The 22,748-nt window shown below is 66.5% G+C and carries 23 protein-coding genes; 18 read left to right on the forward strand and 5 right to left on the reverse strand.

Going from position 1 to position 22,748, the window contains the following annotated elements:
- Positions 1-44 precede the first annotated feature (44 nt).
- From truA to accD, 5 genes are all read left to right on the forward strand, one after another.
- The gene (gene truA, locus AC1RCS_RS06925; RefSeq protein ID WP_492244125.1) at positions 45-866 is read left to right on the forward strand and encodes a tRNA pseudouridine(38-40) synthase TruA; all 822 of its coding nucleotides are present in this window, start codon (positions 45-47) and stop codon (positions 864-866) included.
- Complete coding sequence (locus AC1RCS_RS06930; protein ID WP_369642983.1) at positions 863-1,618, forward strand: phosphoribosylanthranilate isomerase; 756 nt, start codon at positions 863-865, stop codon at positions 1,616-1,618. The genes truA and AC1RCS_RS06930 overlap by 4 nt, the downstream gene beginning before the upstream one ends.
- Positions 1,596-2,873, forward strand: coding sequence for a tryptophan synthase subunit beta (gene trpB, locus AC1RCS_RS06935; protein WP_218295571.1), 1,278 nt, complete (start codon positions 1,596-1,598; stop codon positions 2,871-2,873). Before AC1RCS_RS06930 ends, trpB begins: the two co-directional genes overlap by 23 nt.
- Positions 2,870-3,679 carry a tryptophan synthase subunit alpha gene (gene trpA, locus AC1RCS_RS06940; protein ID WP_492244126.1) on the forward strand — a complete coding sequence of 270 codons (810 nt, stop codon included), beginning with the start codon at positions 2,870-2,872 and terminating at the stop codon, positions 3,677-3,679. Before trpB ends, trpA begins: the two co-directional genes overlap by 4 nt.
- Before the next feature lie 177 nt (positions 3,680-3,856).
- The gene (accD, locus tag AC1RCS_RS06945) at positions 3,857-4,729 is read left to right on the forward strand and encodes an acetyl-CoA carboxylase, carboxyltransferase subunit beta (protein ID WP_369642984.1); all 873 of its coding nucleotides are present in this window, start codon (positions 3,857-3,859) and stop codon (positions 4,727-4,729) included.
- A gap of 241 nt (positions 4,730-4,970) precedes the next feature.
- Here the strand turns inward: accD and AC1RCS_RS06950 are convergent, their stop codons facing one another.
- On the reverse strand, positions 4,971-5,519 hold the full coding sequence (locus AC1RCS_RS06950) for a YggT family protein (RefSeq protein WP_218295574.1): 549 nt from the start codon (positions 5,517-5,519) through the stop codon (positions 4,971-4,973).
- A gap of 79 nt (positions 5,520-5,598) precedes the next feature.
- On the opposite strand from AC1RCS_RS06950, the gene AC1RCS_RS06955 reads away from it, so the two are divergent.
- The 13 genes from AC1RCS_RS06955 to AC1RCS_RS07015 all read left to right on the forward strand — a co-directional run bounded on the left by AC1RCS_RS06955 (position 5,599) and on the right by AC1RCS_RS07015 (position 19,446).
- Entirely contained in the window at positions 5,599-6,240 is a 642-nt protein-coding gene (locus AC1RCS_RS06955; protein WP_218295575.1) for an LON peptidase substrate-binding domain-containing protein, read from the forward strand.
- Between the two features lie 46 nt (positions 6,241-6,286).
- Entirely contained in the window at positions 6,287-8,197 is a 1,911-nt protein-coding gene (locus tag AC1RCS_RS06960) for a polysaccharide biosynthesis protein (protein WP_492244127.1), read from the forward strand.
- Entirely contained in the window at positions 8,194-9,426 is a 1,233-nt protein-coding gene (locus AC1RCS_RS06965) for a lipopolysaccharide biosynthesis protein (RefSeq protein WP_492244128.1), read from the forward strand. Before AC1RCS_RS06960 ends, AC1RCS_RS06965 begins: the two co-directional genes overlap by 4 nt.
- Positions 9,410-9,988 (forward strand): acyltransferase, encoded by a 579-nt coding sequence (locus AC1RCS_RS06970; protein WP_218295578.1) that lies wholly within the window; start codon positions 9,410-9,412, stop codon positions 9,986-9,988. The genes AC1RCS_RS06965 and AC1RCS_RS06970 overlap by 17 nt, the downstream gene beginning before the upstream one ends.
- A gap of 1 nt (position 9,989) precedes the next feature.
- On the forward strand, positions 9,990-11,045 hold the full coding sequence (locus AC1RCS_RS06975; protein WP_492244129.1) for a glycosyltransferase: 1,056 nt from the start codon (positions 9,990-9,992) through the stop codon (positions 11,043-11,045).
- Between the two features lie 5 nt (positions 11,046-11,050).
- Entirely contained in the window at positions 11,051-12,082 is a 1,032-nt protein-coding gene (locus AC1RCS_RS06980) for a glycosyltransferase family 2 protein (RefSeq protein WP_492244130.1), read from the forward strand.
- Entirely contained in the window at positions 12,079-12,777 is a 699-nt protein-coding gene (locus AC1RCS_RS06985; protein WP_492244131.1) for a class I SAM-dependent methyltransferase, read from the forward strand. The genes AC1RCS_RS06980 and AC1RCS_RS06985 overlap by 4 nt, the downstream gene beginning before the upstream one ends.
- A 49-nt stretch (positions 12,778-12,826) precedes the next feature.
- Entirely contained in the window at positions 12,827-14,155 is a 1,329-nt protein-coding gene (locus AC1RCS_RS06990) for a UDP-glucose dehydrogenase family protein (protein WP_492244132.1), read from the forward strand.
- A 47-nt stretch (positions 14,156-14,202) separates the two neighbouring features.
- Complete coding sequence (locus AC1RCS_RS06995) at positions 14,203-15,375, forward strand: DegT/DnrJ/EryC1/StrS family aminotransferase (protein ID WP_492244133.1); 1,173 nt, start codon at positions 14,203-14,205, stop codon at positions 15,373-15,375.
- 1 nt (position 15,376) lies between these two features.
- Entirely contained in the window at positions 15,377-15,988 is a 612-nt protein-coding gene (locus AC1RCS_RS07000; RefSeq protein ID WP_492244134.1) for a sugar transferase, read from the forward strand.
- Positions 15,989-16,075: 87 nt separating this feature from the next.
- Positions 16,076-17,620, forward strand: coding sequence for a lysine--tRNA ligase (gene lysS, locus AC1RCS_RS07005; RefSeq protein ID WP_218295584.1), 1,545 nt, complete (start codon positions 16,076-16,078; stop codon positions 17,618-17,620).
- An 81-nt stretch (positions 17,621-17,701) separates the two neighbouring features.
- Positions 17,702-18,727, forward strand: coding sequence for a GGDEF domain-containing protein (locus AC1RCS_RS07010; protein ID WP_369643777.1), 1,026 nt, complete (start codon positions 17,702-17,704; stop codon positions 18,725-18,727).
- A 62-nt stretch (positions 18,728-18,789) separates the two neighbouring features.
- Positions 18,790-19,446: a mechanosensitive ion channel family protein gene (locus AC1RCS_RS07015; RefSeq protein ID WP_218295818.1), complete on the forward strand. Its 657-nt coding sequence runs from the start codon at positions 18,790-18,792 to the stop codon at positions 19,444-19,446.
- A gap of 60 nt (positions 19,447-19,506) precedes the next feature.
- Here AC1RCS_RS07015 and nagZ read toward each other — a convergent pair whose 3' ends face one another.
- The 4 genes from nagZ to recO all read right to left on the reverse strand — a co-directional run bounded on the left by nagZ (position 19,507) and on the right by recO (position 22,679).
- The gene (nagZ, locus tag AC1RCS_RS07020; protein WP_492244135.1) at positions 19,507-20,598 is read right to left on the reverse strand and encodes a beta-N-acetylhexosaminidase; all 1,092 of its coding nucleotides are present in this window, start codon (positions 20,596-20,598) and stop codon (positions 19,507-19,509) included.
- A gap of 52 nt (positions 20,599-20,650) precedes the next feature.
- A complete protein-coding gene (acpS, locus tag AC1RCS_RS07025) occupies positions 20,651-21,067 on the reverse strand; it encodes a holo-ACP synthase (RefSeq protein WP_218340109.1) in 417 nt (138 codons plus the stop codon).
- Between the two features lie 62 nt (positions 21,068-21,129).
- Positions 21,130-21,918: a pyridoxine 5'-phosphate synthase gene (locus AC1RCS_RS07030; RefSeq protein ID WP_492244136.1), complete on the reverse strand. Its 789-nt coding sequence runs from the start codon at positions 21,916-21,918 to the stop codon at positions 21,130-21,132.
- Complete coding sequence (gene recO, locus AC1RCS_RS07035) at positions 21,915-22,679, reverse strand: DNA repair protein RecO (protein WP_218340107.1); 765 nt, start codon at positions 22,677-22,679, stop codon at positions 21,915-21,917. The genes AC1RCS_RS07030 and recO overlap by 4 nt, the downstream gene beginning before the upstream one ends.
- Positions 22,680-22,748 lie beyond the last annotated feature (69 nt).

A 22,748-nucleotide genomic window follows, 5' to 3' on the forward strand; every position in this document is an offset into this window, starting at 1 on the left:
CCCGCCCCGCAGGCCGCCCCCGCCCGCCCCCAGGCCGCCACCCCATGACCCGGGTGGCGCTGGGTGTCAGCTACAACGGCCAGGCCTACAGCGGCTGGCAAAGCCAGCTGTCCGGCGACACCATTCAAGACAAGCTCGAAGCGGCCCTGGGCCGCTTTGCCACGCACCCCGTCAGCACGCTGTGCGCCGGCAGAACGGATGCCGGCGTCCATGGCCTGATGCAGGTGGTGCACTTCGACACGCCACTGAACCGCCCCTGCGCTTCGTGGGTGCGCGGCACCAATACCTTCCTCCCTGCCGACATTGCCGTGCAATGGGCGCAGCACGTGCCGGACAGTTTTCACGCCCGGGCCAGCGCCGTCGCGCGGCGCTATGCCTATGTGCTGCTGCAATCACCCGTGCGGCCCAGCGTGGACTCGGGGCGCGTGGGATGGGTATTCCATCCGCTCCATCACGATGCGATGCGCCAGGCCGCAGACCACCTGCTGGGCGAACATGACTTCACCTCGTTTCGTGCATCCGCGTGCCAGGCCAAGTCGCCCGTCAAGACCCTGCAGCGCATCGATATCTCGCGCCGGGGCCTCAACGCCCCGCACCCGGAACTGGGTTGGAGTTCCTGCTACTGGCGCTTCGAGTTCGAGGCCAACGCGTTCCTGCACCACATGATCCGCAACATCATGGGCTGCCTGGTGGCCGTGGGCCAAGGCAAATACCCTCCGCAGTGGGTAGCGCAGGTACTCGCGGCAAGATCGCGCGACGCCGCGGCACCCACGTTCTCTCCGGATGGACTGTATTTTCAAGGCCCTGTCTACGACGCCTCGTGGGGCCTGCCCCAGCGCACGGCTGCGTATGATTGGCTGCCATGAAAGCCAAAGAAGTCCCCTCCCCGGCCCGCACCCGCATCAAGATCTGTGGCCTGACCCGCGAAGAAGACGTCGACGCGGCCGTGGCGGCTGGCGCGGATGCCGTCGGATTCGTGCTCTACGCCCCCAGCCCACGGGCCGTGACACCCGAACGCGCGGCACAGCTGGCCAGGCGCCTGCCCCCTTTTGTCACGCCGGTTTTGCTCTTCGTGAATGAAACCGCTCCCAAAGTGATAGCTGCCAGCGCTTTGATAGCGGGCGCCACCGTGCAATTTCATGGTGACGAGACGCCCGAGGATTGCCTGGCCGCCACCGGCCAGGGGGCACGGCCTTACCTGCGGGCCGCGCGCATTCCCCTTGGCGACGGTGCGGCACGGTTCGACCTCGTAAAATACGCGCACGATTACTCCCACGCCCAGGCCATCCTGCTCGACGCCCATGTCGAGGGGTACGGCGGCGGCGGCAAGGCATTCAATTGGTCACTCCTTCCACCAAGCGTCAGCTCTCACCTCGTTTTGTCTGGTGGACTCACGCCTGCAAACGTGACCGATGGCATTTTGCAAGTCCGCCCGCGTTGCAAGACGCTGGCGGTTGATGTCAGCTCCGGCGTCGAGGCCGTAGATCCGAACAGCCCCGATGGCAAGCCCCTGAAGGGCATCAAGGACGCCGGAAAAATCCATCGGTTCATCGCCGCCGTGCGCGCGGCAGATGCCCAACTTGCAAAGAACCCTCATGAATTCCTATCAGCAACCTGATGCTTCAGGCCATTTCGGCTCCTACGGCGGCAGTTTCGTCAGCGAGACACTGACCCACGCCATCCAGGAACTGCGCGAGGCGTATGCCCGCTACCAGAACGACCCGGAATTCCTCGCAGAATTCCACTACGAGCTCAAGCACTTCGTGGGCCGCCCATCGCCCGTGTACCACGCCGCGCGCACCAGCCGCGAAACGGGCGGCGCGCAGATCTACCTCAAGCGCGAAGACCTCAACCACACCGGCGCCCACAAGATCAACAACGTGATCGGCCAGGCCATGCTCGCCAAGCGCATGGGCAAGCCGCGCATCATTGCCGAGACGGGCGCCGGCCAGCACGGCGTGGCCACGGCCACGATCTGCGCGCGCTACGGCCTGGAATGCGTGGTCTACATGGGCAGCGAGGACGTGAAGCGCCAGAGCCCGAACGTCTTTCGCATGAAACTGCTAGGCGCCACCGTCGTGCCTGTCGAGTCGGGCAGCAAGACCCTGAAGGACGCGCTCAACGAGGCCATGCGCGACTGGGTGGCCAATGTGGACAACACGTTCTACATCATCGGCACGGTGGCGGGCCCGCACCCCTACCCGATGATGGTGCGCGATTTCCAGAGCGTGATCGGCAAGGAAGCCATCGAACAGATGCCCCCCATGCTCGCCGCGCAGAAGATCGCCGCCGAGCAGCCCGATGCCGTGATCGCCTGCGTGGGCGGCGGCAGCAATGCCATGGGCATCTTCCATCCGTACATTCCGTTCGAGAAGACGCGCCTGATCGGCGTGGAGGCCGCCGGCGAAGGCCTGGACAGCGGCAAGCACTCGGCATCGCTGCAGCGTGGCTCCAGTGGCGTGCTGCACGGCAACCGCACCTTCATCCTGCAGGATGCCAACGGCCAGATCACCGAGACGCACAGCATCAGCGCGGGCCTGGACTACCCCGGCGTAGGTCCCGAGCACGCATGGCTGCAGGAGATCGGACGCGCCGAGTACGTGGGCATCACCGACCAGGAAGCGCTGTCCGCCTTCCACCACCTGTGCCGCACCGAAGGCATCATCCCGGCGCTGGAATCGAGCCACGCCTTCGCCTATGCCCTCAAGCTTGCACCCACGATGCGGCCCGACCAGTCCATCCTGGTCAACCTCTCGGGCCGGGGCGACAAGGACATCGGCACCGTGGCCGACCTGTCGGGAGAAGATTTCTACGACCGCCCCTCCATGCGCGGCCTGACCGTCAAGGGCGCCCCAGGAGACGCCAAGCCATGAGCCGCATAGACACCACTTTCGAACAGCTGAAAGCCCAGGGCCGCAAGGCGCTGATTCCCTATGTCACCGCCGGTTTTCCGTTTGCCGACATCACGCCCGCCCTCATGCACGGCATGGTGGAGGCCGGTGCCGACGTGATCGAACTGGGCGTGCCCTTCTCCGACCCCATGGCCGACGGCCCCGTCATCCAGAAGGCGGGCGAAAAGGCGCTGGGCCTGGGTGTGGGCATGGTGCAGGTGCTGGACCACGTGCGCGAGTTCCGCAAGCGCAACAGCACCACGCCCGTGGTGCTGATGGGCTACGCGAACCCGGTGGAGCGCTATGACCAGATCCACGGCGCAGGCGCCTTTGTGCGCGACAGCGCCGAGGCCGGTGTCGATGGCGTGCTCATCGTGGACTACCCGCCCGAGGAATGCGAGGCCTTCGCGGCCAGCCTGCGCGCGCACGGCATGGACCTGATCTTCCTGCTGGCCCCCACCAGCACGAATGAACGCATGGCCCAGGTGGCGCGCGTGGCCAGCGGCTATGTGTACTACGTATCGCTCAAGGGCGTGACCGGTTCGGGCGCGCTCGACACCTCGGCCGTGGAGCAGATGCTGCCCCGCATCCGCCAGCATGTGACCATCCCCGTGGGCGTGGGCTTCGGCATCCGCGATGCGGCGACGGCCCAGGCGATCGGCAAGGTGGCGGATGCCGTGGTCATCGGCAGCCGCATCATCCAGCTCATCGAGGACCAGGAACACGCCAAGGTGGTGCCCCTGACCATCGACTTCCTGCGCGGCATCCGCAAGGCTTTGGACGCGTAGAATAAAGAGCATCCCCCTGAGCGGCTTTGCCGTTTCCCCCTTCTCTCGCGCTTCGCGCGGGAAGGGGGACGCTCCCAGCGCGGCGGGGCGGCCCTTGCGCGGGAGCCGTGGCCTTTGGGCCGCGCCAGTTTTCAAGGCCGTGCCGCCGCTGCTGGCCCATTCATACAGAGGAAAACCATGTCCTGGCTCGAAAAACTTCTGCCCTCCAAGATCCAGCAAACGGACCCCACCGAGCGCCGCCAGGTGCCTGAAGGCCTGTGGATCAAGTGCCCGAGCTGCGAAACGGTGCTTTACAAGGCCGATCTGGAGCACAACCAGAACGTCTGCCCCCACTGCAGCCACCACCACCGCATCGGCGCCCGCGCGCGCCTGAATGCGTTCCTGGACGCCGAAGGCCGCTACGAAATCGGCCAGGAAGTGCTGCCGGTGGACGCCCTCAAGTTCAAGGACAGCCGCAAATACCCCGAGCGCCTGAAGGAAGCCCTGGAGAACACCGGCGAGACCGACGCCCTCATCGTCATGGGCGGCGCGGTCAAGAGCATCAACATGGTGGCCGCGTGCTTCGAGTTCGACTTCATGGGCGGCTCCATGGGCTCCGTGGTGGGCGAGCGCTTCGTGCGGGGCGTGGAAACCGCCATCGAACAGAAAGTGCCTTTCATCTGCTTCACCGCCACCGGCGGCGCGCGCATGCAGGAAGGCCTGCTGTCGCTGATGCAGATGGCCAAGACCAATGCCGCCCTGACCCGCCTGGCCAAGAAGGGCCTGCCCTACATCAGCGTGCTGACCGATCCGACCATGGGCGGCGTGAGCGCGGGCTTTGCCTTCGTGGGCGACATCGTGATCGCCGAGCCCAAGGCCCTGATCGGCTTTGCCGGCCCGCGCGTGATCGAATCCACCGTGCGCGTGACGCTGCCAGAAGGCTTCCAGCGCGCCGAATTCCTGCAGACCAAGGGCGCCGTGGACTTCATCTGCGACCGCCGCGAACTGCGCAACACCGTGGCCAGCAGCCTGGCCATGCTGCAGCGTCTGCCCGCCGACGCAGTGATGTAAGTCATCTGCGGGACAGCGGGTCCGCAAAGGTGCCCCACGAGAGGGATGCTTCTTTTTTGATAGCTGTCAGCGCTTACCACATAAGCGCTAGAGGCATATTTGATCAGCCCCCCGCACAGCACGCAGCCGTTGATACCGGCGCGGTGCCTGCCAGAGAGGGCAAGGAAGGGCTGCCCCGCAGCGAGGCCCGCGTCCCCCTCATCCCCTTGAGGGGGAAGGCGCCGAAGGCGACTCAGGGGGGTTACCTCATCACGCTGGCCTGCAGATGGCCCAGCACGATCATGGCCACCTGCAGCAGCACCAGCACGGCCAGGGGCGACAGATCGATCCCTCCGACCAGCGGGATGATGCGGCGAAATGGCCGCAACACCGGCTCGCACAGCCGGGCGATCACGTCCGAGAGTTGCGACCGTGCCTGCACCCAGGACATCACGGCATGGACGATCAGGAGGCCGATCAGCCCCGACACCGCCACACGCGCCAGCCCGAACAAGGCAAGCCACGGCAGCCACGCCCATGCGGACGCCGCGCCCAGCAGGAGCGTGAGCAGGAAATACTGCAGCAGTTGCAACAGCGCGGCCGCGACGAGGCTTGACACATCCCAGCGCCCCACGGGCCGAATCACCTTGCGCAGCGGCATGACCAGCCAGTCCGTCAGTGCAAAAACCAGCCCGCCGACAGGGTTGGAAAACGGGATGCGCTGCCATTGCATATACAGGCGCAGCAGGCAGGCCCCCGTGAGCAGGCCACCAACAACGTCGAGCAGGAATGAGGCGATCTGGTAGAGCATGGATGAGACAAAAGCAAGGGGCCGCTGCGAAAGCAGGCTGCGCCATGGGATGATAGCGGGCCAAGGCATTCCCCCATTCATGACACAACCCCTCACCCTGTCATCCTTGCCCCTTTTCCCCCTGGGTTCCGTGCTGTTCCCGGGCGGTGTGCTGGCCCTGCGCGTGTTCGAGGTGCGCTACCTGGACATGGTGCGCAAATGCCATCAGGCCGGTGCGCCTTTTGGCGTGGTGGCCCTCACGCAAGGCCGCGAAGTGCGTCAGGCCGGCGCGCCCGAAGAGCAATTCAACGACGTGGGCACCCTGGCGGTCATCGAGCAGATCGACACGCCGCAGCCCGGCCTGATCACGTTGCTGTGCCGCGGCGGCCAGCGCTTTCGCATCACCCAGCGCAGCCACCTGCCCCATGGCCTGTGGATCGCCGATGTGGGGCATATCGACCAGGACCTGACCGTCGCGGTGCCAGAGGATCTGAAGAAGGCCGCGACGGCGCTGGCGCAGGTGCTCCACACCCTGCACCAGCGTGACCCGGACACCCCGACCGCGATCATCCCGACGGCTGCGCAGCTGGACGACTGCGGATGGGTGGCCAACCGCTGGTGCGAACTGCTGCCCGTGCCCCTGGAACTCAAGCAGCGGCTGATGGAACTGGACAACCCGCTGGTGCGGCTGGAGCTGGTCGGGGACGTGCTCGAGCGTACGGGGATTGCGCCAACACAATGAGCCGCAAACCCGCCGCCATCCCACCCAGCCTCCCCTTTGAACGCCCATGCTGAACCGCATCCTGGGCTGGTCGCGCGCAGCCAAGCGCGTTGTGGTGGTGGCGATGGACGTTTGCCTGGGCCTCGTCGCCATGTGGCTCGCCTTCACGCTGAGGCTGGAGACACCGCACTGGCCCGAAGGCATGCAGTGGCTCGCGTATGCACTGGCCCCGGCCCTGGCGTTTCCTATTTTCGCCAAACTGGGGCTGTACCGCGCGATATTCCGCTATACAGGAATCACGGCACTCATCACCACTGGCAAGGCGGTGGCCATCTATGGAGCACTCCTGCTGGGCTGCCTCCTGGCAGCGCAATGGGAAGGCGTGCCACGCAGCGTCGGCATTCTGCAGCCCCTGCTGTTCATGCTCCTGGTGGGCTCCAGCCGCGCACTGGGGTGGCTGGCGCTGGCCGGCCACAGCAGCCATGCCCCCTACCGCCTGCTGATCTACGGAGCCGGCAGCGCTGGCGCCCAGACCGCAGCGGGACTGGGCGCCATGCGCCAGTACGTGCTCAAGGGCTTTGTCGATGACGATCCGAGCAAGGTCGGACGCAGCATCAACGGAGTGCGGGTGCATTCCCCCACTGCACTGCCCGAGGTGGCGCGCCGGCTCGCGATCACCGATGTGCTGCTGGCACTGCCCAGCACCACGCGCCTGCGGCGCCGGCAGATCATCGAAAGCCTGCGCCAATTGCCCGTTCGGATACGCACCCTGCCCGGCCTGTCGGACCTCGCCAGCGGCCGGGTCACGGTCACCGACTTCCAGGACCTCGAGATCGAGGACCTGCTGGGCCGCGAACCGGTGGCCCCGGACCCTGGCTTGCTGGGGCGCGATCTCGAGAACGCCGTGGTGATGGTCACCGGCGCGGGCGGCAGCATCGGCAGCGAGCTGTGCCGGCAGATCGTGCGCGAGGGCCCCCGCCAGCTGCTGCTCGTGGATCACAGCGAATATGCGCTGTATTCCATTCACCACGAGCTGCAGGCGCTCGCCCACCAGGGCGCGCACCAGTGCGCCCTGGTACCCCTGCTCGCCAGCGTCACCCAGAAGCAGCGCATGGACGACATCTGCCAGCAGTACAGCCCCACCTCCATCTACCACGCAGCCGCCTACAAGCACGTGCCCATGGTGGAAGCCAATCCGGGCGAAGGCATCCTGAACAACGTGTTCGGCACGCTCAACATGGTGCAGGTCGCGCTGAAGCATGGCGCTCGCCACTTCGTCCTGATTTCCACAGACAAGGCTGTTCGCCCCACCAACATCATGGGCGCCACCAAGCGTGTGGCAGAAATGGTGCTGCAAGCCATCGCGGCGTCCCAGCGCATGCCTTTCGGGCTGTCGGCCGAAAGCCCACCGGGCTGGAGATGCCCGACACGCCTGTCTATGGTGCGCTTTGGCAATGTGCTGGGCTCCAGCGGCAGCGTGATACCGCTGTTCCGCCAGCAGATCGCGGCCGGCGGCCCCCTCACGGTGACGCATCCCGATGTCACGCGCTATTTCATGACCATCGCCGAAGCGGCCCAGCTCGTGCTGCAGGCGGGGACGATGGCGGACGGGGGCGACGTATTCCTGCTGGACATGGGCGAGCCGCTACAGATCCTGGACCTCGCGCAACGCATGGTGGCCCTGTCGGGCCTGACAGTGCGCGACGACCAGCACCCCGAGGGCGACATCGAAATCGTCTTCACGGGATTGCGCCCCGGCGAGAAACTCTTCGAAGAGCTGCTGATTGGAGACAACCCGCTGCCCACCGTCCACCCCCGCATACTGCGGGCCCGCGAGGAGTTTCGCCCCTGGGCCGAACTGCAGGCCCTGCTGCAGTCACTGCAGCAGGCCGCGCGCGATGGCGATCGGGCCGCCATGACGGCCCTGCTGGGCCAGCTGGTGCCGGGCTACCGTCCTGAAACACAAGCACTGCCATGAAGCCGGGACTCCTGCGGGCAACGCTGACCCTGCTCACGGGCAGCGTTGCGGCCCACGCCATTCCACTCGTGCTGGGCCCGGCGCTCACGCGCCTGTACAGCCCGGAGGCCTTCGGGCAGTTCGCGCTGCTGTGGGCGTTGGCCACCAACATGGCGGTGGTCGGCTGCGCGCGCTACGAATTCGCACTCCCCCTGGAATCCACGGAGCCACGGGCTGCCGAACTCATGGCTTTGTGCGCGCGCGTGCTGCTTGCGGTGACGGCGGCTTCCGCCGCAACCGCTGCCGTGCTCATGCTCTGGCAACGCATGCCGATGGCCTGGGCACTGCCCTTCGCGGTGCTGGCGGGCGGCGCCATGCAATGGCTCACCATGTGGGCCACCCGGTCGCAGCGTTTTGGACTGCTGTCGGCGGCAAGGCTGCTGCAGCAAGGTGGGGGCGCCATCCTGCAGCTCGTGCTCGGCCTGCTGAAGGCCGGCCCCCTGGGCCTGGTGCTCGGGGCCACGCTGGCCAGCCTGGGAGGGGCTTGGATGCTGGCCCGGCCGGCGCCAGCCGGGGGCTGGACGGCCATGTGGCGCCAGCCCCTTGCCAGGCTGCGGTCCATGGCCCTGCAGCACAAGGACTTCCCCCTGCTCAACACGCCACACGCGTTCATGGGTGCGCTGCAGGATACGCTCACGCTGGTGCTGGTGGCAGCGTGGACAGGGGACGCCTCAGCGGGGTTCTGGGCCCTGGCACTGCGCTATCTCAAGGCCCCGGCAACCCTCGTCGGGGGTGCGCTGTCGCAAACCCTGTACCCGCGCCTTCTGAAGGCAGAGAGCCCTGGCGACGCCCGGGCGCTGGTGCGCCGGGCCATGCTGGGGCTCGCTGCCCTGGCCTGCCCGCTCGCGGCGATCCTTCTCCTCTGGGGGCCGGATATTTTCGCCCTGGCCTTTGGGGCAAGATGGGCCCAGACAGGGGAACTTGCACGGGCCATCGCCCCGTACATCGCCCTGCACTTCGTGGCGTCACCCCTTGCCGTGGTCACCATGGCCTGGAATGCACAGGCCTGGGCGCTGCGCCTGGCATTGATCGGACAATGCCTTTTCTTCGCCGGACTGCTGCTGGGCCTGTACCTGGGCGGCCTGCAAGGTGCCGGATGGGGCGTGTCAGCGAGCATGCTGGCCTACTTTGCCTATTATTTCTGGGTGTTGGCGAACTGGAGGGAGGTGCCCCATGAGAGCCGTGTTTAACCGATGGCGCCGCCGCCTCTGGCATGCGCTGCTCCATCGCATCGTCTTCGGGGAAAGCAACCACCTCGGCCAGCCACTGCCACACACCCGCATCGCCCCCAGCACCTGCATCGAGGGGGAGCACGCACTGCGGCTGGCAGACCACGTGTTCATCGGCCAATTCAATTTCATCGACGCCACAGCGGGCCTGCAGATTGGGCAAGGGGTCCAGATCACCAACTTCGTCAGCATCGTGACGCACAGCTCCCACCGCGCCATTCGCCTCCTGGGCAGCGGCTACGCAGTCCACGAGGGCTCCAAGCCTGGCTACATCAGCGCGCCCATCGAGATCGGCGCCTACACCTTCATCGGCCCCCACAGCCTGATCGAAGCCGGCACGCGCATCGGCAAGGGGGTGGTGGTGTGTGCCTACTCGCAGGTGCGCGGCGAAGTGCCCGACTTCGCTATCGTGGCGGGGGTCCCGGCGCGCCAGATCGGCGACGTGCGCGAACAGGATGAGCGCCTGCTTTCGCAGCATCCAGAACTGCGTCCGCACTACGAATCCTGGACGCGGACAATCTGACATGGCAACACACCTGTGCCTCCTGGGTGATGCCACCAGCCCCCATGTTCAGCGGTGGGCGCGGGAAATGCTCCAGCGTGGCTACCGCGTTTCGCTGATCACGGCACGCCCCGCGTCCATCGATGGCGTCACCGTGCGGGCCATCCGGCCCGTGCACCGCTCGCTCGACTGGCTGTTCCGTGTCCGGGAAACCAGGCGCCACGTGGCCGAACTGGCCCCCGACCTCCTGCATGCCCATTACGTCACCTCCTACGGCTATCTGGCCGCACGTTGCGGCAAACATCCGGTGGTAATGACCGCCTGGGGAAGCGACCTGTTGGTGACCCCCGGCAAGAGCGCCTGGATGCGCTGGCTGACCGGCTGGATACTGCGCCAGGCCGACCTCATCACCGGCGACTCCGCCAGCCTGATGAGCGCAGTGGCCCAATTCCGACCCCGCTGCACCACCGAGGAAATCCACTGGGGGGTGGAACTGCAGCGCTTCCACCCCGTTCCCTGGAGCCACAAGCAAGGCAGCCAACTGGTGAGCCTGCGCGCCTGGGAACCCAACTACAACATCGACACCATCATCGAGGCATTCGCTCTTCTGCAGGCGCGGTTGCCCTCGGCCGACCTGCGCTTGCACCTGCTCGGAGGAGGCAGCATGGAAAGCGCCCTGCGCAGCCAGGTGCACAAGGCGCAGCTGGACAACAAGGTGCAGTTCCACGGCCGACTCGATGATGCGGGCATGACCCGGGTACTGGGCGAAGGCAAGATATCTGTCTCGGTGCCCAGCAGTGACGCAACATCCGTCGCCATGCTGGAGAGCATGGCGTGTGGCCTCGCGGTGGTCGCCAGCGAACTGCAAGCCAACCGGCACTGGATCGACCCGCAGTGGCTGGTTGAGGCGGGGAACGCCACAGCGCTCGCCGCCCGGCTGGAAGCCCTGATCGCCAACGACACCCTGGCGGAACAAGCCGGCCTGCACAATGCCACCCGCATCGCCCAGGACGGCGACCGCGCGGTACAGATGAACCGCATGCACGCGCTGTACCAGCAGTTGCTCCGTACACCTTGAACTCCATGCCCAAAGGCCCTGAATTGGACACATTGCTCAGCGTCATCGTGCCGTGCCGCAATGAGCGCCAGCACATCGACGCTTTCTGCGACTCGGCCCTCCGCCAGCAACTGCCGGCGGGCTGGCGCATGGAAGTGCTGATTGCAGACGGTGAAAGCGATGACGGCACGCGCGATCACCTCCTGCAGCGCTGTGCTGCGGACCCACGGCTCGTTCTGGTGGACAACCCCGGCCGCATTGTCTCCACCGGTCTCAACGCCTGCATTGCCCGCGCGCGGGGCGGCACCATTGCCCGCATGGACGTGCACAGCCAGTTTGCCCCCGACTACCTTGCGCAGTGCATCGAGGCGCTCGAACGCACCAGCGCTGACAACGTGGGCGGCCCGTGGGTCGCCCAAGGAACGGGCCCCACCGGGGCCGCCATCGCCGCCGCCTTTCAGTGCCGCTGGGTGGTGGGCGGCGCGCGCTCGCGCGATGACCAGTACGAAGGCGAGGTGGACACCGTCTACCTGGGATGCTGGCCCCGCAGCGTGTTTGACCGGTTCGGACTGTTTGACGAAGCCTTGGTGCGCAACCAGGACGACGAGCACAACCTGCGCATGCGCCTGGGGGGGGCACGCATCTGGCAGAGTCGGCTCATCCATTCCACCTACCACCCGCGCAATTCGCTGCGGCACCTATTCGCGCAACAACGGCAGTACGGCTACTGGCGGCCTTTTGTGATGCGCAAACATGGGCAGCCAGGCTCCGTGCGGCAGCTGGTGCCTGCAGCATTTGTGGCCAGCGCGGTGGCCAGCGCCGTGGTGTTGCCCTGGTCCGCCTGGCCCGGGGCCGCGCTGGGCCTCGCCTACGCAACCTATCTTCTGGCGGCATCGGTGGCGGCAGCCCGATCGGCCCGCAACTGGGGGCTGCTGCCCCGCCTCCCGGCGACGATTGCGGCGTTTCATGTGGGCTACGGCCTGGGCACCTGGCGAGGGCTGTGGGACGTTGCACGCTCGCGCGCGCCTTCCTCCGACTTTGCACGCATCACGCGATGACCGACAACGAACCCCAGGCCGTCAAGGCCCGCTACGCACGGCGCGACCCAGCGGCCGATGAAGCCCGCTACAGCCTGTATGCCAATGCGGCGGCGCTGCAGGCGCAGCAGGAGCGCCTGCGCGCCATGGCACGCATCTGGCGGGCCCACGGCTGGAGCAGCCTGGCCCAGCGGCCCATGCTGGAGGTTGGCTGTGGGAGTGCGGGCAATCTGCACGACCTGGTGCGGCTGGGTGCCACCCCCGCCTGCCTGACGGGCCTGGAGCTTCTTCCCGAACGAGCCGCCGCAGCGCGCGCCTCGCTGCCAGCGGACGCGGCCATTGTGGAAGGAGATGCCGTCTTGGCCCCGGTGCAGCCTGCCAGCCAGGATGCCGTGCTCGCCTTCACGCTCTTCAGCTCTTTGCTCGACGAGGGCTATCGCCGCCATCTGGCCCAGGCGATCTGGCAATGGGTCGCGCCCGGCGGCGGAGTGCTGGTCTATGACTTTGTCGTCAACAACCCTGCCAATGCCGATGTGCGAGGCATGCCGCTGAGCGAATTGCGAGAACTTTTTCCGCAAGCGCAGCTGGATTCGTACCGACTAACCCTGGCACCGCCCATCGCGCGGCGCCTCTCGCCACCACTGATCGCCTCTGCATCATGGCTGCTCTATCCCCTGCGCACCCATCGCCTTACCTGGGCAGTCAAACCGCGATGAATACAGCCCCAAAAACCGGACCCCTTCCAATCAAGGCGCAAAGCTGCATATGAAGATATCAGTAATTGGCACAGGCTATGTAGGCCTGGTGACAGGCGCATGCCTGTCGGAGATGGGCAACCAGGTCGTTTGCGTAGACACGGACACCACCCGCATCGAGGCGCTGCGTGCAGGACATATTCCGATCCACGAGCCCGGGCTGTCAGACATCGTGCTACGCAACACGAAAGCCGGTCGGCTTGAATTCACCACGGACATGCTCCAGGCTGTCGCCCACGGCAAAGTGCAGATGATTGCCGTGGGAACTCCGGCGGAAGAAGACGGTTCGGCCGATCTTCAACACGTGTTGGCTGCAGCACGCGGCGTGGCGCAGCATATGGCGGAGTACAAACTCATCGTGACCAAGAGCACTGTTCCGGTCGGAACGGCGGACAAGGTGCGCGATGCTGTGGACAAGGTTCTGGCATGCCGTTCTATCCACCCCGGCTATGCGATTGCTGCCAACCCCGAGTTCCTCAAGGAAGGTTCGGCAGTGCAGGATTTCATGCGGCCAGACCGTGTGGTGGTGGGAACGGATGACCCCGCTGCTGTCCACTTGTTGCACACCCTGTACTCCCCCTTCATGCGCAACCGGGACCGTCTCATCGTGATGGACATACGCAGCGCGGAGTTCACCAAGTACGCAGCGAATGCCATGCTTGCCACGCGCATCAGCTTCATGAATGAACTGGCGCTCTTGGCGGAAACGCTAGGTGCCGACATTGAGCAGGTACGCACCGGCATGGGCACAGACCCCCGCATCGGCACCCATTTTCTCTATGCGGGTGCAGGCTACGGGGGATCTTGCTTTCCAAAGGATGTGAGTGCGCTGCTTCGAACTGCTGCCGATTGCGGCCATGAGCTCCAGATTCTTCAGGGAGTACAAGTCGTCAACGATAGACAGAAGGGCATTCTTGTCCAGAAGGTGGTGAGACGGTTCGGATCTGCTCTTCATGGTCTACGGTTTGCGGTGTGGGGCCTAGCTTTCAAGCCAGGCACGGACGACATGCGAGAAGCCCCCAGCCGCACAGTCATCGGTCAATTGCTCGACCACGGAGCAGAAGTCTGCGCGTACGACCCCGTGGCTGTCACCCAGGCGCGGATCGCACTTGGAGACCGGCAAGGGCTCACGTACGCCGACAGCGCCAGCGGCGCACTAGACGGTGCAACCGCATTGGTCATCGTCACGGAATGGAAGGAGTTCCGCAGCCCGGACTTCGCCCATCTCTGCAAGACATTGCGTGTCCCTGTCGTCTTCGACGGGCGCAATCTTTTTGAGCCCGGAGACATGAAGGCCATGGGTATCGAGTACCACCCCATCGGACGCGCTGCGCGCTAACCTGCCAGCCCTGCCGCTCCCTTTTCCCTGTTGGACCGCCCCTGCCCATGCCACTGACGCCATCCGCTCCTACTTTTCTCACCTTCGCCCGACCCGATATCGGTGCTGCGGAAATCGATGCCGTCAGCGCAGCCCTGCTTTCGGGGTGGGTCACGACCGGGCCCAAGACCAAGGAGTTCGAGCAGGCATTCACCGCCTTCCTGGGGGGCGACGGGCTCCAGAGCCTTGCTGTCAACTCCGCCACGGCGGGTCTGCACCTTGCGCTGGAGGCCCTGGGCATCGGCCCCGGCGACGAGGTGATCGCGCCCACACTGACATTCACCGCCACCGTGGAGGTGGTGCGCTACCTGGGCGCCGAACCGGTACTGGTGGATGTGGACCCGGTGACCCTCAACATCGACCCGGCCAAGGTGCGCGCCGCCATCACGCCCCGAACAAAAGCCATCATGCCCGTGCACTACGGGGGCCTGGCCTGCGACATGGACGCCATCCTGTCCATCGCCAAAGAACACCAGCTCAAGGTGGTGGAAGACGCAGCCCATGCCTTGCCCACCACCTGGCGCGGCACCCTGGTGGGACAACTGCAGTCCGATGTCACGGTGTTCAGCTTCTACGCCAACAAGACCATCACCACCGGAGAAGGCGGCATGGCGGTGACGCGCGACCCGGAGCTCGCCAAGCGCATGCGCGTGATGCGCCTGCACGGCATGAACCGGGATGCCTTCGACCGCTTCACGTCCAAGACGCCCGCCTGGTACTACGAGGTGGTGGCTCCGGGATTCAAGTACAACATGACGGACGTTGCAGCCGCCATGGGCGTGGAGCAACTGGCGCGGCTGCCGCAATTCGTGCAGCGACGGCAAGACCTGGCAATCCGCTACCACGAACAGCTGGCGCCCCTGCCCCTGACCTTGCCAGCCACTGCGCCACCAGGCGACACCCATGCGTGGCATCTCTATGTCATCCGGCTGCGGGCGGACGCGCCACTGGGGCGTGACGAGGTCATCCAGGCACTGTCTGACAGGGGCATCGGCACCAGCGTGCACTATGTGCCGCTGCACCGGCACCCGTACTGGCGCGACCGGTACCAACTGACGCCCGCCATGTTCCCCCAGGCCGATGCAGCCTATCAGGCCATGATCAGCATCCCCTTGTTCACCGCCATGAGTGACAGCGACCAGGACCGCGTGATTGCAGCGCTGCACGAGGTGCTGCGCTGACATGCCCAAGCGGCTGTTCGACCTTTTCTTTGCTGCCCTCGGCTTGCTGCTGCTCGCCCCCGTGCTGCTGGCCGTGGCACTGTGGGTGGTGCGGGATTCGCCCGGTCCAGCATTCTTTCGCCAGCAGCGCGTGGGCCGCGCAGGCAGGTTGTTCCGCATCTGCAAGTTCCGCACCATGCACCCGCGCGCCGAAGCTGCTGGCCCGGCGATTACCGTAGGGGCCGATGCCCGCATTACCCGGGCCGGCCACTGGCTGCGGCGCACCAAGATCGATGAATTGCCCCAGCTTTTCAACGTGCTGCTGGGCCACATGAGCCTCGTCGGCCCCCGGCCTGAGGTGCCGCACTATGTCGCGCTCTACCCGGATTCCGTGCGGGAACTGGTGCTCAGCGTGCGGCCGGGCATCACAGACCGCGCCTCCATCGAATTCCGCGACGAAAGCACCTTGCTGGGCCAGAGCGGCGATCCGGAGCGCACTTACGTGGAGCAGATCCTGCCCATCAAGCTCCGCTACGCCGCCGACTACGCCCGCTCGCACACGCTCTGGACCGACCTGAAGATCATCGCCGGAACGGCATCCGCGCTGTGGAGCGACCGTCCGTCCAGGGGATAAGGACCAGTCGGCACCCCGTAGCCGATAAAATCAGGGGTTTGGCTGAACCCAGCCCCAAAATTTCACGCCCCCGCACCGACGGCACCTATGTCAGACCAAAACCACGCCCCCGCTCCCCAGGACGAAAACCAGCTCATCGCCGAGCGCCGCGAAAAGCTCCGCGCTCTGCGCGAGGCCCAGGCCAACGGCGGTGGCGTTGCCTTCCCCAACAACTTCAAGCCCGGCCACAAGGCCGCCCAGTTGCACCTGGAGCACAGCGCTGCCACGAACGAGGCCCTGGAAGCCACGCCGGTGAACGTCTCGGTGGCCGGCCGCATGATGCTCAAGCGCGTCATGGGCAAGGCCAGTTTTGCCACGGTGCAGGATGGCTCGCTGGGCGACGTGGGCGGGCGCATCCAGCTTTACGTGACCCGCGACGCCGTGGGCGAAGAGCTGTATGCCGCCTTCAAGCACTGGGACCTGGGCGACATCGTGGGCGCCGAAGGCACGCTCATGAAGACCAAGACGGGCGAGCTGTCGGTCAAGGTGACCGGCCTGCGCCTCTTGACCAAGAGCCTGCGCCCCCTGCCCGACAAGTTCCACGGCATGGCCGACCAGGAGCAGAAGTACCGCCAGCGCTATGTGGACCTGATCACCGACGAGCAGGCCCGCAAGCGCTTCATGGCGCGCAGCAAGGCGGTGAGCGGCCTGCGCGAGTTCATGGTGGGCCACGGCTTCCTTGAAGTCGAAACGCCCATGCTGCACCCCATCCCGGGCGGCGCCAATGCCAAGCCGTTCGTCACGCACCACAACGCGCTGGAGCAGGAGATGTACCTGCGCATCGCGCCCGAGCTGTACCTGAAGCGCCTGATCGTGGGCGGTTTCGAGCGGGTGTTCGAGATCAACCGCAGCTACCGCAACGAGGGCATCTCGGTGCGCCACAACCCCGAGTTCACCATGATGGAGTTCTACGCGGCGTACTGGAACTACCTGGACCTGATGGACTTCACCGAGACGCTGATCCGCGAAGTGGCGCTCAAGGCCACGGGCTCGCTGCAAATGACTTACCAGGGCCGCGCCGTGGACCTGACGCAGCCGTTCGCGCGCCTGACCATCCGCGAAGCGATCTTCCAGTACACCGAAGCCGGCGCCCATGTGGACGATGCCGCGTGGCTGGTCAGCGCGCTCAAGAAGCTGGGCATGACCGAGGAGAAGGACAAGCTCTCGGCACGCACGCTGGCCAGCCTGCAGGTGCTGTATTTCGAAGAAACGGTGGAAGACAAGCTCTGGCAGCCGACGTTCATCATGGAGCACCCGACCGAGATCTCGCCACTGGCACGCGCCAACGATGCCCGCCCCGAGGTCACCGAGCGTTTCGAGCTGTACATCACGGGCCGCGAGTTCGGCAACGGCTTCAGCGAGCTGAACGATGCCGAAGACCAGGCCGCGCGTTTCCATGCCCAGGTGGCCGCCAAGGACAGCGGCGACGACGAGGCCATGTTCTACGACCATGACTTCGTGCGGGCGCTGGAATACGGCATGCCCCCCACGGGGGGTTGCGGCATCGGCATCGACCGCCTCATGATGCTGCTGACCGACAGCCCCAGCATCCGCGACGTGATTCTTTTCCCAGCGCTGCGCCGGGAGTCCTGAGACCGCATCCGCAGCGCCCGGCCGCCACGTCCGCCTGATCGCGCCGTTTCACAGGACACACCAGGAGCCACCGTGCCATTCATCTCCAGCACCGCCCCTTATCCGGCCAACGCGCCACTGCCCGCGGGCGCAGGCTTTTCGGTGCTGGTGGTCGAGGACCAGGGCTCCGTGCGGGCCGCGCTGGTGGCCGAACTGCGGCGCGCGGGCGTGTCCGCCATCTTCGAGGCCCCGGAGGGCAGTGCGGCACTGCACCTGTTCAAGGCCCACCGGCCCGACCTGGTGCTGCTGGACATCAAGCTGCCCGGCAAGGATGGCTACTGGGTGGCGCAGCAGATGCGCGAGAGCGAGGCCGGCGACTGGACGCCCATCATCTTCCTGTCGGGCCTGGACAACGAGCTCGACGTCTGGCGCGGCATCGAAGTGGGGGGCGATGACTACCTGGTCAAGCCCGTGAGGCCCATCGTGCTGATGGCCAAGCTGCGGGCCATGCGGCGGCTGCTGGACATGCGCCGCAGGCTCGTGTCGGTGTCGGCCGAGCTGCACCTGGCCAACCAGCGCCTCAACGAAATGGTCGAGGTCGACGCACTCACCGGCCTGGTCAACCGCCGCGGCTTCGACCGCATCCTGCACAACGAGATCCTGGCCGCACGCCGCGATGCCACGCCGCTCACGCTGATGCTGTGCGACCTGGACCACTTCAAGCTCTTCAACGATGCCAGCGGGCATGTGCAGGGCGATGCCTGCCTGAAAGAGGTGGGCCGCCTGCTGCGCGAGGTCTGCGTGCGCCCCCGGGATGTGGCTTCGCGCTATGGCGGCGAGGAATTCGCACTCATCCTGCCGAACACGCCGCGCTCGGGCGCGATGACCTTTGCAAGGGCATTGGCGCAGCTGCTCAAGGTCCGCGCCATACCGCATGCGGATTCGCCACTGGGCAGCATCCTGACACTGTCGGGTGGCATCACCACCTGCGTGCCCGACGACAGCACCAATGCCGAAAGCATGATCATGCGGGCCGACCAGGCCCTGTATGCCGCCAAGGCCCAGGGCCGCAACCGCTTCTTCAGCTTTGAAATGCAGATGGACACCGTGGAGCAATTGCGCAATTGAGTTTCTTTTCCGCCTTCTCGTTCGACGCCACCGAGCGCAGCGCGCGCACCGCCGTTTCGCGCATGCAAATCCTGAAGGCCCGCCTGCCCGACTGGGTGCAGGACTGGCTGGAGGTCATCATCCCCGGCACGCAGATCCTGTTGATCCTGTTTGTCGCCTGGCTGCTGCAGCGCATGCTGCGCCGCATCGTGCGCCGCGCCAGTGCGCACTACCAGGTGCCCGACGAGCTGGTCGTGCCCATGAACGGGCTCATCCGCTGGTTCATCGTGGCGGGCGCCCTGCTGCTGGTGCTCGAGCGCATGGGAGTGTCCGCCACCGTGCTCTGGACGGCATTCACGGGCTTCGCCACGGTGGGCGCCGTGGCGTTCTTTGCCGCGTGGAGCGTGCTCTCCAACCTGTTCTGCGCGCTGCTCATCTTCACGGTACGGCCCTTTCGCATCGGCGACTACATCGAGGTGCTGGACACCGCGGAGAAACCGGGCGCCAAGGGCCGGGTGGTGGACATCAACCTGCTGTACACCACGCTGGAGGACCATGGCGCAGCAGCGGGGCAGGTGGCCTGGCTGCAGATTCCGAATGCGTTGGTGTTTCAGCGGGTGGTGCGCAGATTCCAGGGGGTGCCACCGCCGCCCGCGCCCCCCGCCAGCGCTGCGCATGCCGCGGAAAGTGCGCCGGCGGCCCCGCCACCGGTCACGCCCGGGCCTTTCAACACGCCATAGCGCAACCAACCGGGCGCGGCACGGCCCTGCGCCGGGCCGCGCGAAAGCGGTTGCTCTGCGTCAGGGCAGCAGGTCGAGCGCCTGCAGGTAGGCGGGCTGGTACATCAGCTCATCCCACGCCTGGGGCAAGGTTTCGGGCAGCAGCGCCAGGCGGCGGGACTCGCTGTCCACGCTCGGCTGCCAGCGGCCCTGGGCGCGGGCCTGGTCCAGGCCGGCGATGAGTTCATCCACCGCGCGGCCATCGCCCACGCTCTGGTTGCACAGCAGCACGAGGTCGCAGCCGGCCTGGAGCGCCGCCACGGCCGCATCGGTGTAGCCGACCACCTGGCCGTCCAGGCGGCGGGCGCCTTCCATGCTGAGGTCGTCGCTGAAGATCGCGCCATCAAAGCGCATCTGGCGGCGCAGGATGTCCTGGAGCCAGCGCTGCGAGAAACCCGCGGGGCGGCTGTCGACCTTGGGGTAGATCACATGGGCCGGCATCAGGCTGGTGAGCGTGCTGCTGAGCCAGGGGTACGGGGCGGCGTCGTCGGCCAGGATGGCCTTGAGGCTGCGCTTGTCCACGGGTACCTCGGTGTGCGAGTCGGCCTTGACGAAGCCATGGCCGGGAAAGTGTTTGCCGCAGTTGGCCATGCCCGCCTGGAGCAGGCCGTGCATGAGGCTCTTGGCGAGCAGCGCCACCACGCGCGGGTCGCGGTGAAAGGCGCGGTCGCCGATCACACCGCTTTCACCCCAATCGAGGTCGAGCACGGGCGTGAAGCTGAAGTCCACGCCGCAGGCGCGCAGCTCGGCGCCCAGCACATAGCCCGCCGCCGTGGCCGCATTGGTCGCACGCAGCGCGCCGCTGCCGGGCACGGCCTTGGCACCCTTGCCGTCGTCCATCCACATGTCGCCCAGCGCGCGCATCGGCGGCAGGTGCGTGAAGCCATCGGTGCGAAAGCGCTGCACGCGGCCGCCTTCGTGGTCCACGCAGATCAGCAGGTCGTCGCGCACGGCCTTGATGCTGCTCGTGAGCTGCAGCAGCTGCGCGCGGTTCTCCCAGTTGCGGGCAAACAGGATGATGCCGCCGGTCAGCGGGTGCGCGAGGCGGCGGCGGTCAGCGCTGGTCAGCTCTTTGCCAGCCACGTCGAGGATGAGGGGTGCGTGTTCGGTCATGGGTTTCAAGAATGATTTTGCTATGCAAATAATAGCCATCAGCGCTTGCCAATCAAGCGCTGGAGGCCGATTTTTCTTCAGCCCTCTCGACCACGCAGAAACTGGCGGCGTAGTCGGTCTCGTCGGTCACGCTCAGGTGCGCCTGCAGCCCCCGGGCCTCGAACCATTCCTTGAGCGCGCCGTGCAGCACGATGACTGGCTGGCCGGATGGCAGCTTGGCGACCTCGCAGTGGCGCCAGGTCATGGGCATGCGCATGCCCAGGCCGATGGCCTTGCTGAAGGCTTCCTTGGCGGAAAAGCGCGTGGCCAGGTAGCGCAGGCCCCGGTCGGGCCAGCGGCTGCTCCTCTCGCGCCAGGTGGCCAGTTCGCCGTCGGCCAGCACCTTCTGGGCAAAACGCTCGCCGTGGCGCTCCAGGCTGGCCGCGATGCGGCGCACGTCGCAGATGTCGGTGCCGATGCCGTAGATCATGGTCTTTTTTTGAGTCAAATCAGCCGCCAGCGCTTATTCATCAAGCGCAAGCAGCTATCAAATCAGGAGTTATCTGCCTGTGCCGCAAAACCCGACCGGATGCAGCCCAGGTAGGCCAACACCGTGGCGGCGTAGCCCAGCTCCAGCGCGTCGGCGATCAGTGCATGCCCAATCGAGACCTCCAGCACGCCGGGCACGCCGCGCACGAAGGCAGCGAGGTTGTCGCGGTTGAGGTCGTGGCCCGCATTCACGCCCAGGCCCGCATCCAGCGCGGCCTGGGCGGCCGCGGCGTAGCGTTTTAGCTCAACCTCCTGCTGCGGGGTGCCCCAGGCGGCGGCATAGGGCTCGGTGTACAACTCCACCCGGTCGGCGCCCACCGCCCTGGCGGCGGCCATCTGCTCCGGCACCGGGTCCATGAACAGGCTCACGCGCACACCCAGTGCCTTGCACTCGGCGATCAGAGGCGCCAGGCGCCCGGCATCCTGCGGAAAGCTCCAGCCGTGGTCGCTGGTGAACTGGTCTTCGCTGTCGGGCACGAAGGTCGCCTGGTGGGGGCGCACCTGGCGGATGAAGTCCATCAGGTTCTGCGACGGGTTGCCTTCGATGTTGTATTCGCGATCGGGCCAGGCCTTCATCAAGGCGGCCAGCTCGAACACGTCCTGGCCGCGGATGTGCCGCTCGTCGGGCCGGGGATGCACGGTGATGCCCTGCGCGCCCGCCCGAAGGCACAGCTCGGCCGCGCGCGTGACGCTCGGAATGCCCAGGTGGCGCGTGTTGCGCACCAGGGCGACCTTGTTGACGTTGACCGACAGGGCGGTGGTCGGGTGCGAGGGGCGGTGTGGCTGGTTCATAGGGCCTGCAGGTCGATCATGAGCTGGCGGGTGCGCAGCGTCGGGCTGCCGCAATGGTATTGCAGCAGGGCACGCAGCTGGGGCTTGAGTTCGGCCGAGACGGCAACGCAGGCCCGCAGTGTGGCGGTATAGCTGGCGGCATCGTCCAGAGCCCGCTGCAATGCCTGCCACTGGCTGCCCGGCAGCCCGCCCCGCTCGGCCGCCGAGGCAGCGCGCAGGCCTCCTTCGGGGACCAGCGTGTAGCGCGTGCCGGCCTGCAGGGGGGCCAGGGTCATGGTCTGGACGTCGAGGCTGGGCAACAGGCCGATCTCGCGCAGCAGCAGCAGTTCGAAACTGCGCAGCACGGGCTCCAGGGCGTCGCCATGCTCGCTGGCCAGCACCCGCACCACGCCCGCGTAGGCGTCGAACAGAGCGGCGTGCGGGTCCGCGCGGGCCAGCAGGCGCAGCAGCAGTTCGTTGAGGTACAGGCCCGACAGCAGGGCGTCGCCCGTGGGCATCACGTGGCCACCCACCCACTCGGCGCCCTTGAGCGCGTGGATGTCCGCGTCGCCATTGCCGGCCAGGGTGTAGGTCAGCAGCAGGGGCTGCAGCGGCAGCAGCACCGGGCGGAAGTTGGAGCTGGGCTTCTTCGCGCCCTTGGCCACCAGGGCGACGCGGCCGTAGTGGCGGCTGAAGACCTCCAGGATCAGGCTGGACTCGCTCCAGTCGTAGCTGTGCAGCACGAAGGCAGGTTCATCGGAGATGCGCTTGGCGGCAGCCACGTGGGGGGTCGCAGGGATAGGCGTGAGGATGGAGTGTGGCGGCGGCTCAACCAACGCCGGCCACCCGGC

It is taken from the genome of Acidovorax sp. GW823-FHT01C06, assembly GCF_058798375.1.

Bases quoted from the DNA above. Each gene is read 5' to 3' on its own strand.
- AC1RCS_RS06930 (WP_369642983.1), top strand. From the start codon at position 863: ATGAAAGCCAAAGAAGTCCCCTCCCCGGCCCGCACCCGCATCAAGATC.
- AC1RCS_RS06980 (WP_492244130.1), top strand. From the start codon at position 11,051: ATGCCCAAAGGCCCTGAATTGGACACATTGCTCAGCGTCATCGTGCCG.
- lysS (WP_218295584.1), top strand. From the start codon at position 16,076: ATGTCAGACCAAAACCACGCCCCCGCTCCCCAGGACGAAAACCAGCTC.
- truA (WP_492244125.1), top strand. From the start codon at position 45: ATGACCCGGGTGGCGCTGGGTGTCAGCTACAACGGCCAGGCCTACAGC.
- trpB (WP_218295571.1), top strand. From the start codon at position 1,596: ATGAATTCCTATCAGCAACCTGATGCTTCAGGCCATTTCGGCTCCTAC.
- nagZ (WP_492244135.1), bottom strand. From the start codon at position 20,598: ATGACCGAACACGCACCCCTCATCCTCGACGTGGCTGGCAAAGAGCTG.
- AC1RCS_RS07015 (WP_218295818.1), top strand. From the start codon at position 18,790: ATGCAAATCCTGAAGGCCCGCCTGCCCGACTGGGTGCAGGACTGGCTG.
- trpA (WP_492244126.1), top strand. From the start codon at position 2,870: ATGAGCCGCATAGACACCACTTTCGAACAGCTGAAAGCCCAGGGCCGC.
- AC1RCS_RS06960 (WP_492244127.1), top strand. From the start codon at position 6,287: ATGCTGAACCGCATCCTGGGCTGGTCGCGCGCAGCCAAGCGCGTTGTG.
- AC1RCS_RS06995 (WP_492244133.1), top strand. From the start codon at position 14,203: ATGCCACTGACGCCATCCGCTCCTACTTTTCTCACCTTCGCCCGACCC.
- AC1RCS_RS06950 (WP_218295574.1), bottom strand. From the start codon at position 5,519: ATGCTCTACCAGATCGCCTCATTCCTGCTCGACGTTGTTGGTGGCCTG.
- AC1RCS_RS06975 (WP_492244129.1), top strand. From the start codon at position 9,990: ATGGCAACACACCTGTGCCTCCTGGGTGATGCCACCAGCCCCCATGTT.
- AC1RCS_RS06965 (WP_492244128.1), top strand. From the start codon at position 8,194: ATGAAGCCGGGACTCCTGCGGGCAACGCTGACCCTGCTCACGGGCAGC.
- acpS (WP_218340109.1), bottom strand. From the start codon at position 21,067: ATGATCTACGGCATCGGCACCGACATCTGCGACGTGCGCCGCATCGCG.
- AC1RCS_RS06955 (WP_218295575.1), top strand. From the start codon at position 5,599: ATGACACAACCCCTCACCCTGTCATCCTTGCCCCTTTTCCCCCTGGGT.
- AC1RCS_RS06990 (WP_492244132.1), top strand. From the start codon at position 12,827: ATGAAGATATCAGTAATTGGCACAGGCTATGTAGGCCTGGTGACAGGC.
- AC1RCS_RS06985 (WP_492244131.1), top strand. From the start codon at position 12,079: ATGACCGACAACGAACCCCAGGCCGTCAAGGCCCGCTACGCACGGCGC.
- AC1RCS_RS07000 (WP_492244134.1), top strand. From the start codon at position 15,377: ATGCCCAAGCGGCTGTTCGACCTTTTCTTTGCTGCCCTCGGCTTGCTG.
- AC1RCS_RS06970 (WP_218295578.1), top strand. From the start codon at position 9,410: ATGAGAGCCGTGTTTAACCGATGGCGCCGCCGCCTCTGGCATGCGCTG.
- accD (WP_369642984.1), top strand. From the start codon at position 3,857: ATGTCCTGGCTCGAAAAACTTCTGCCCTCCAAGATCCAGCAAACGGAC.
- AC1RCS_RS07030 (WP_492244136.1), bottom strand. From the start codon at position 21,918: ATGAACCAGCCACACCGCCCCTCGCACCCGACCACCGCCCTGTCGGTC.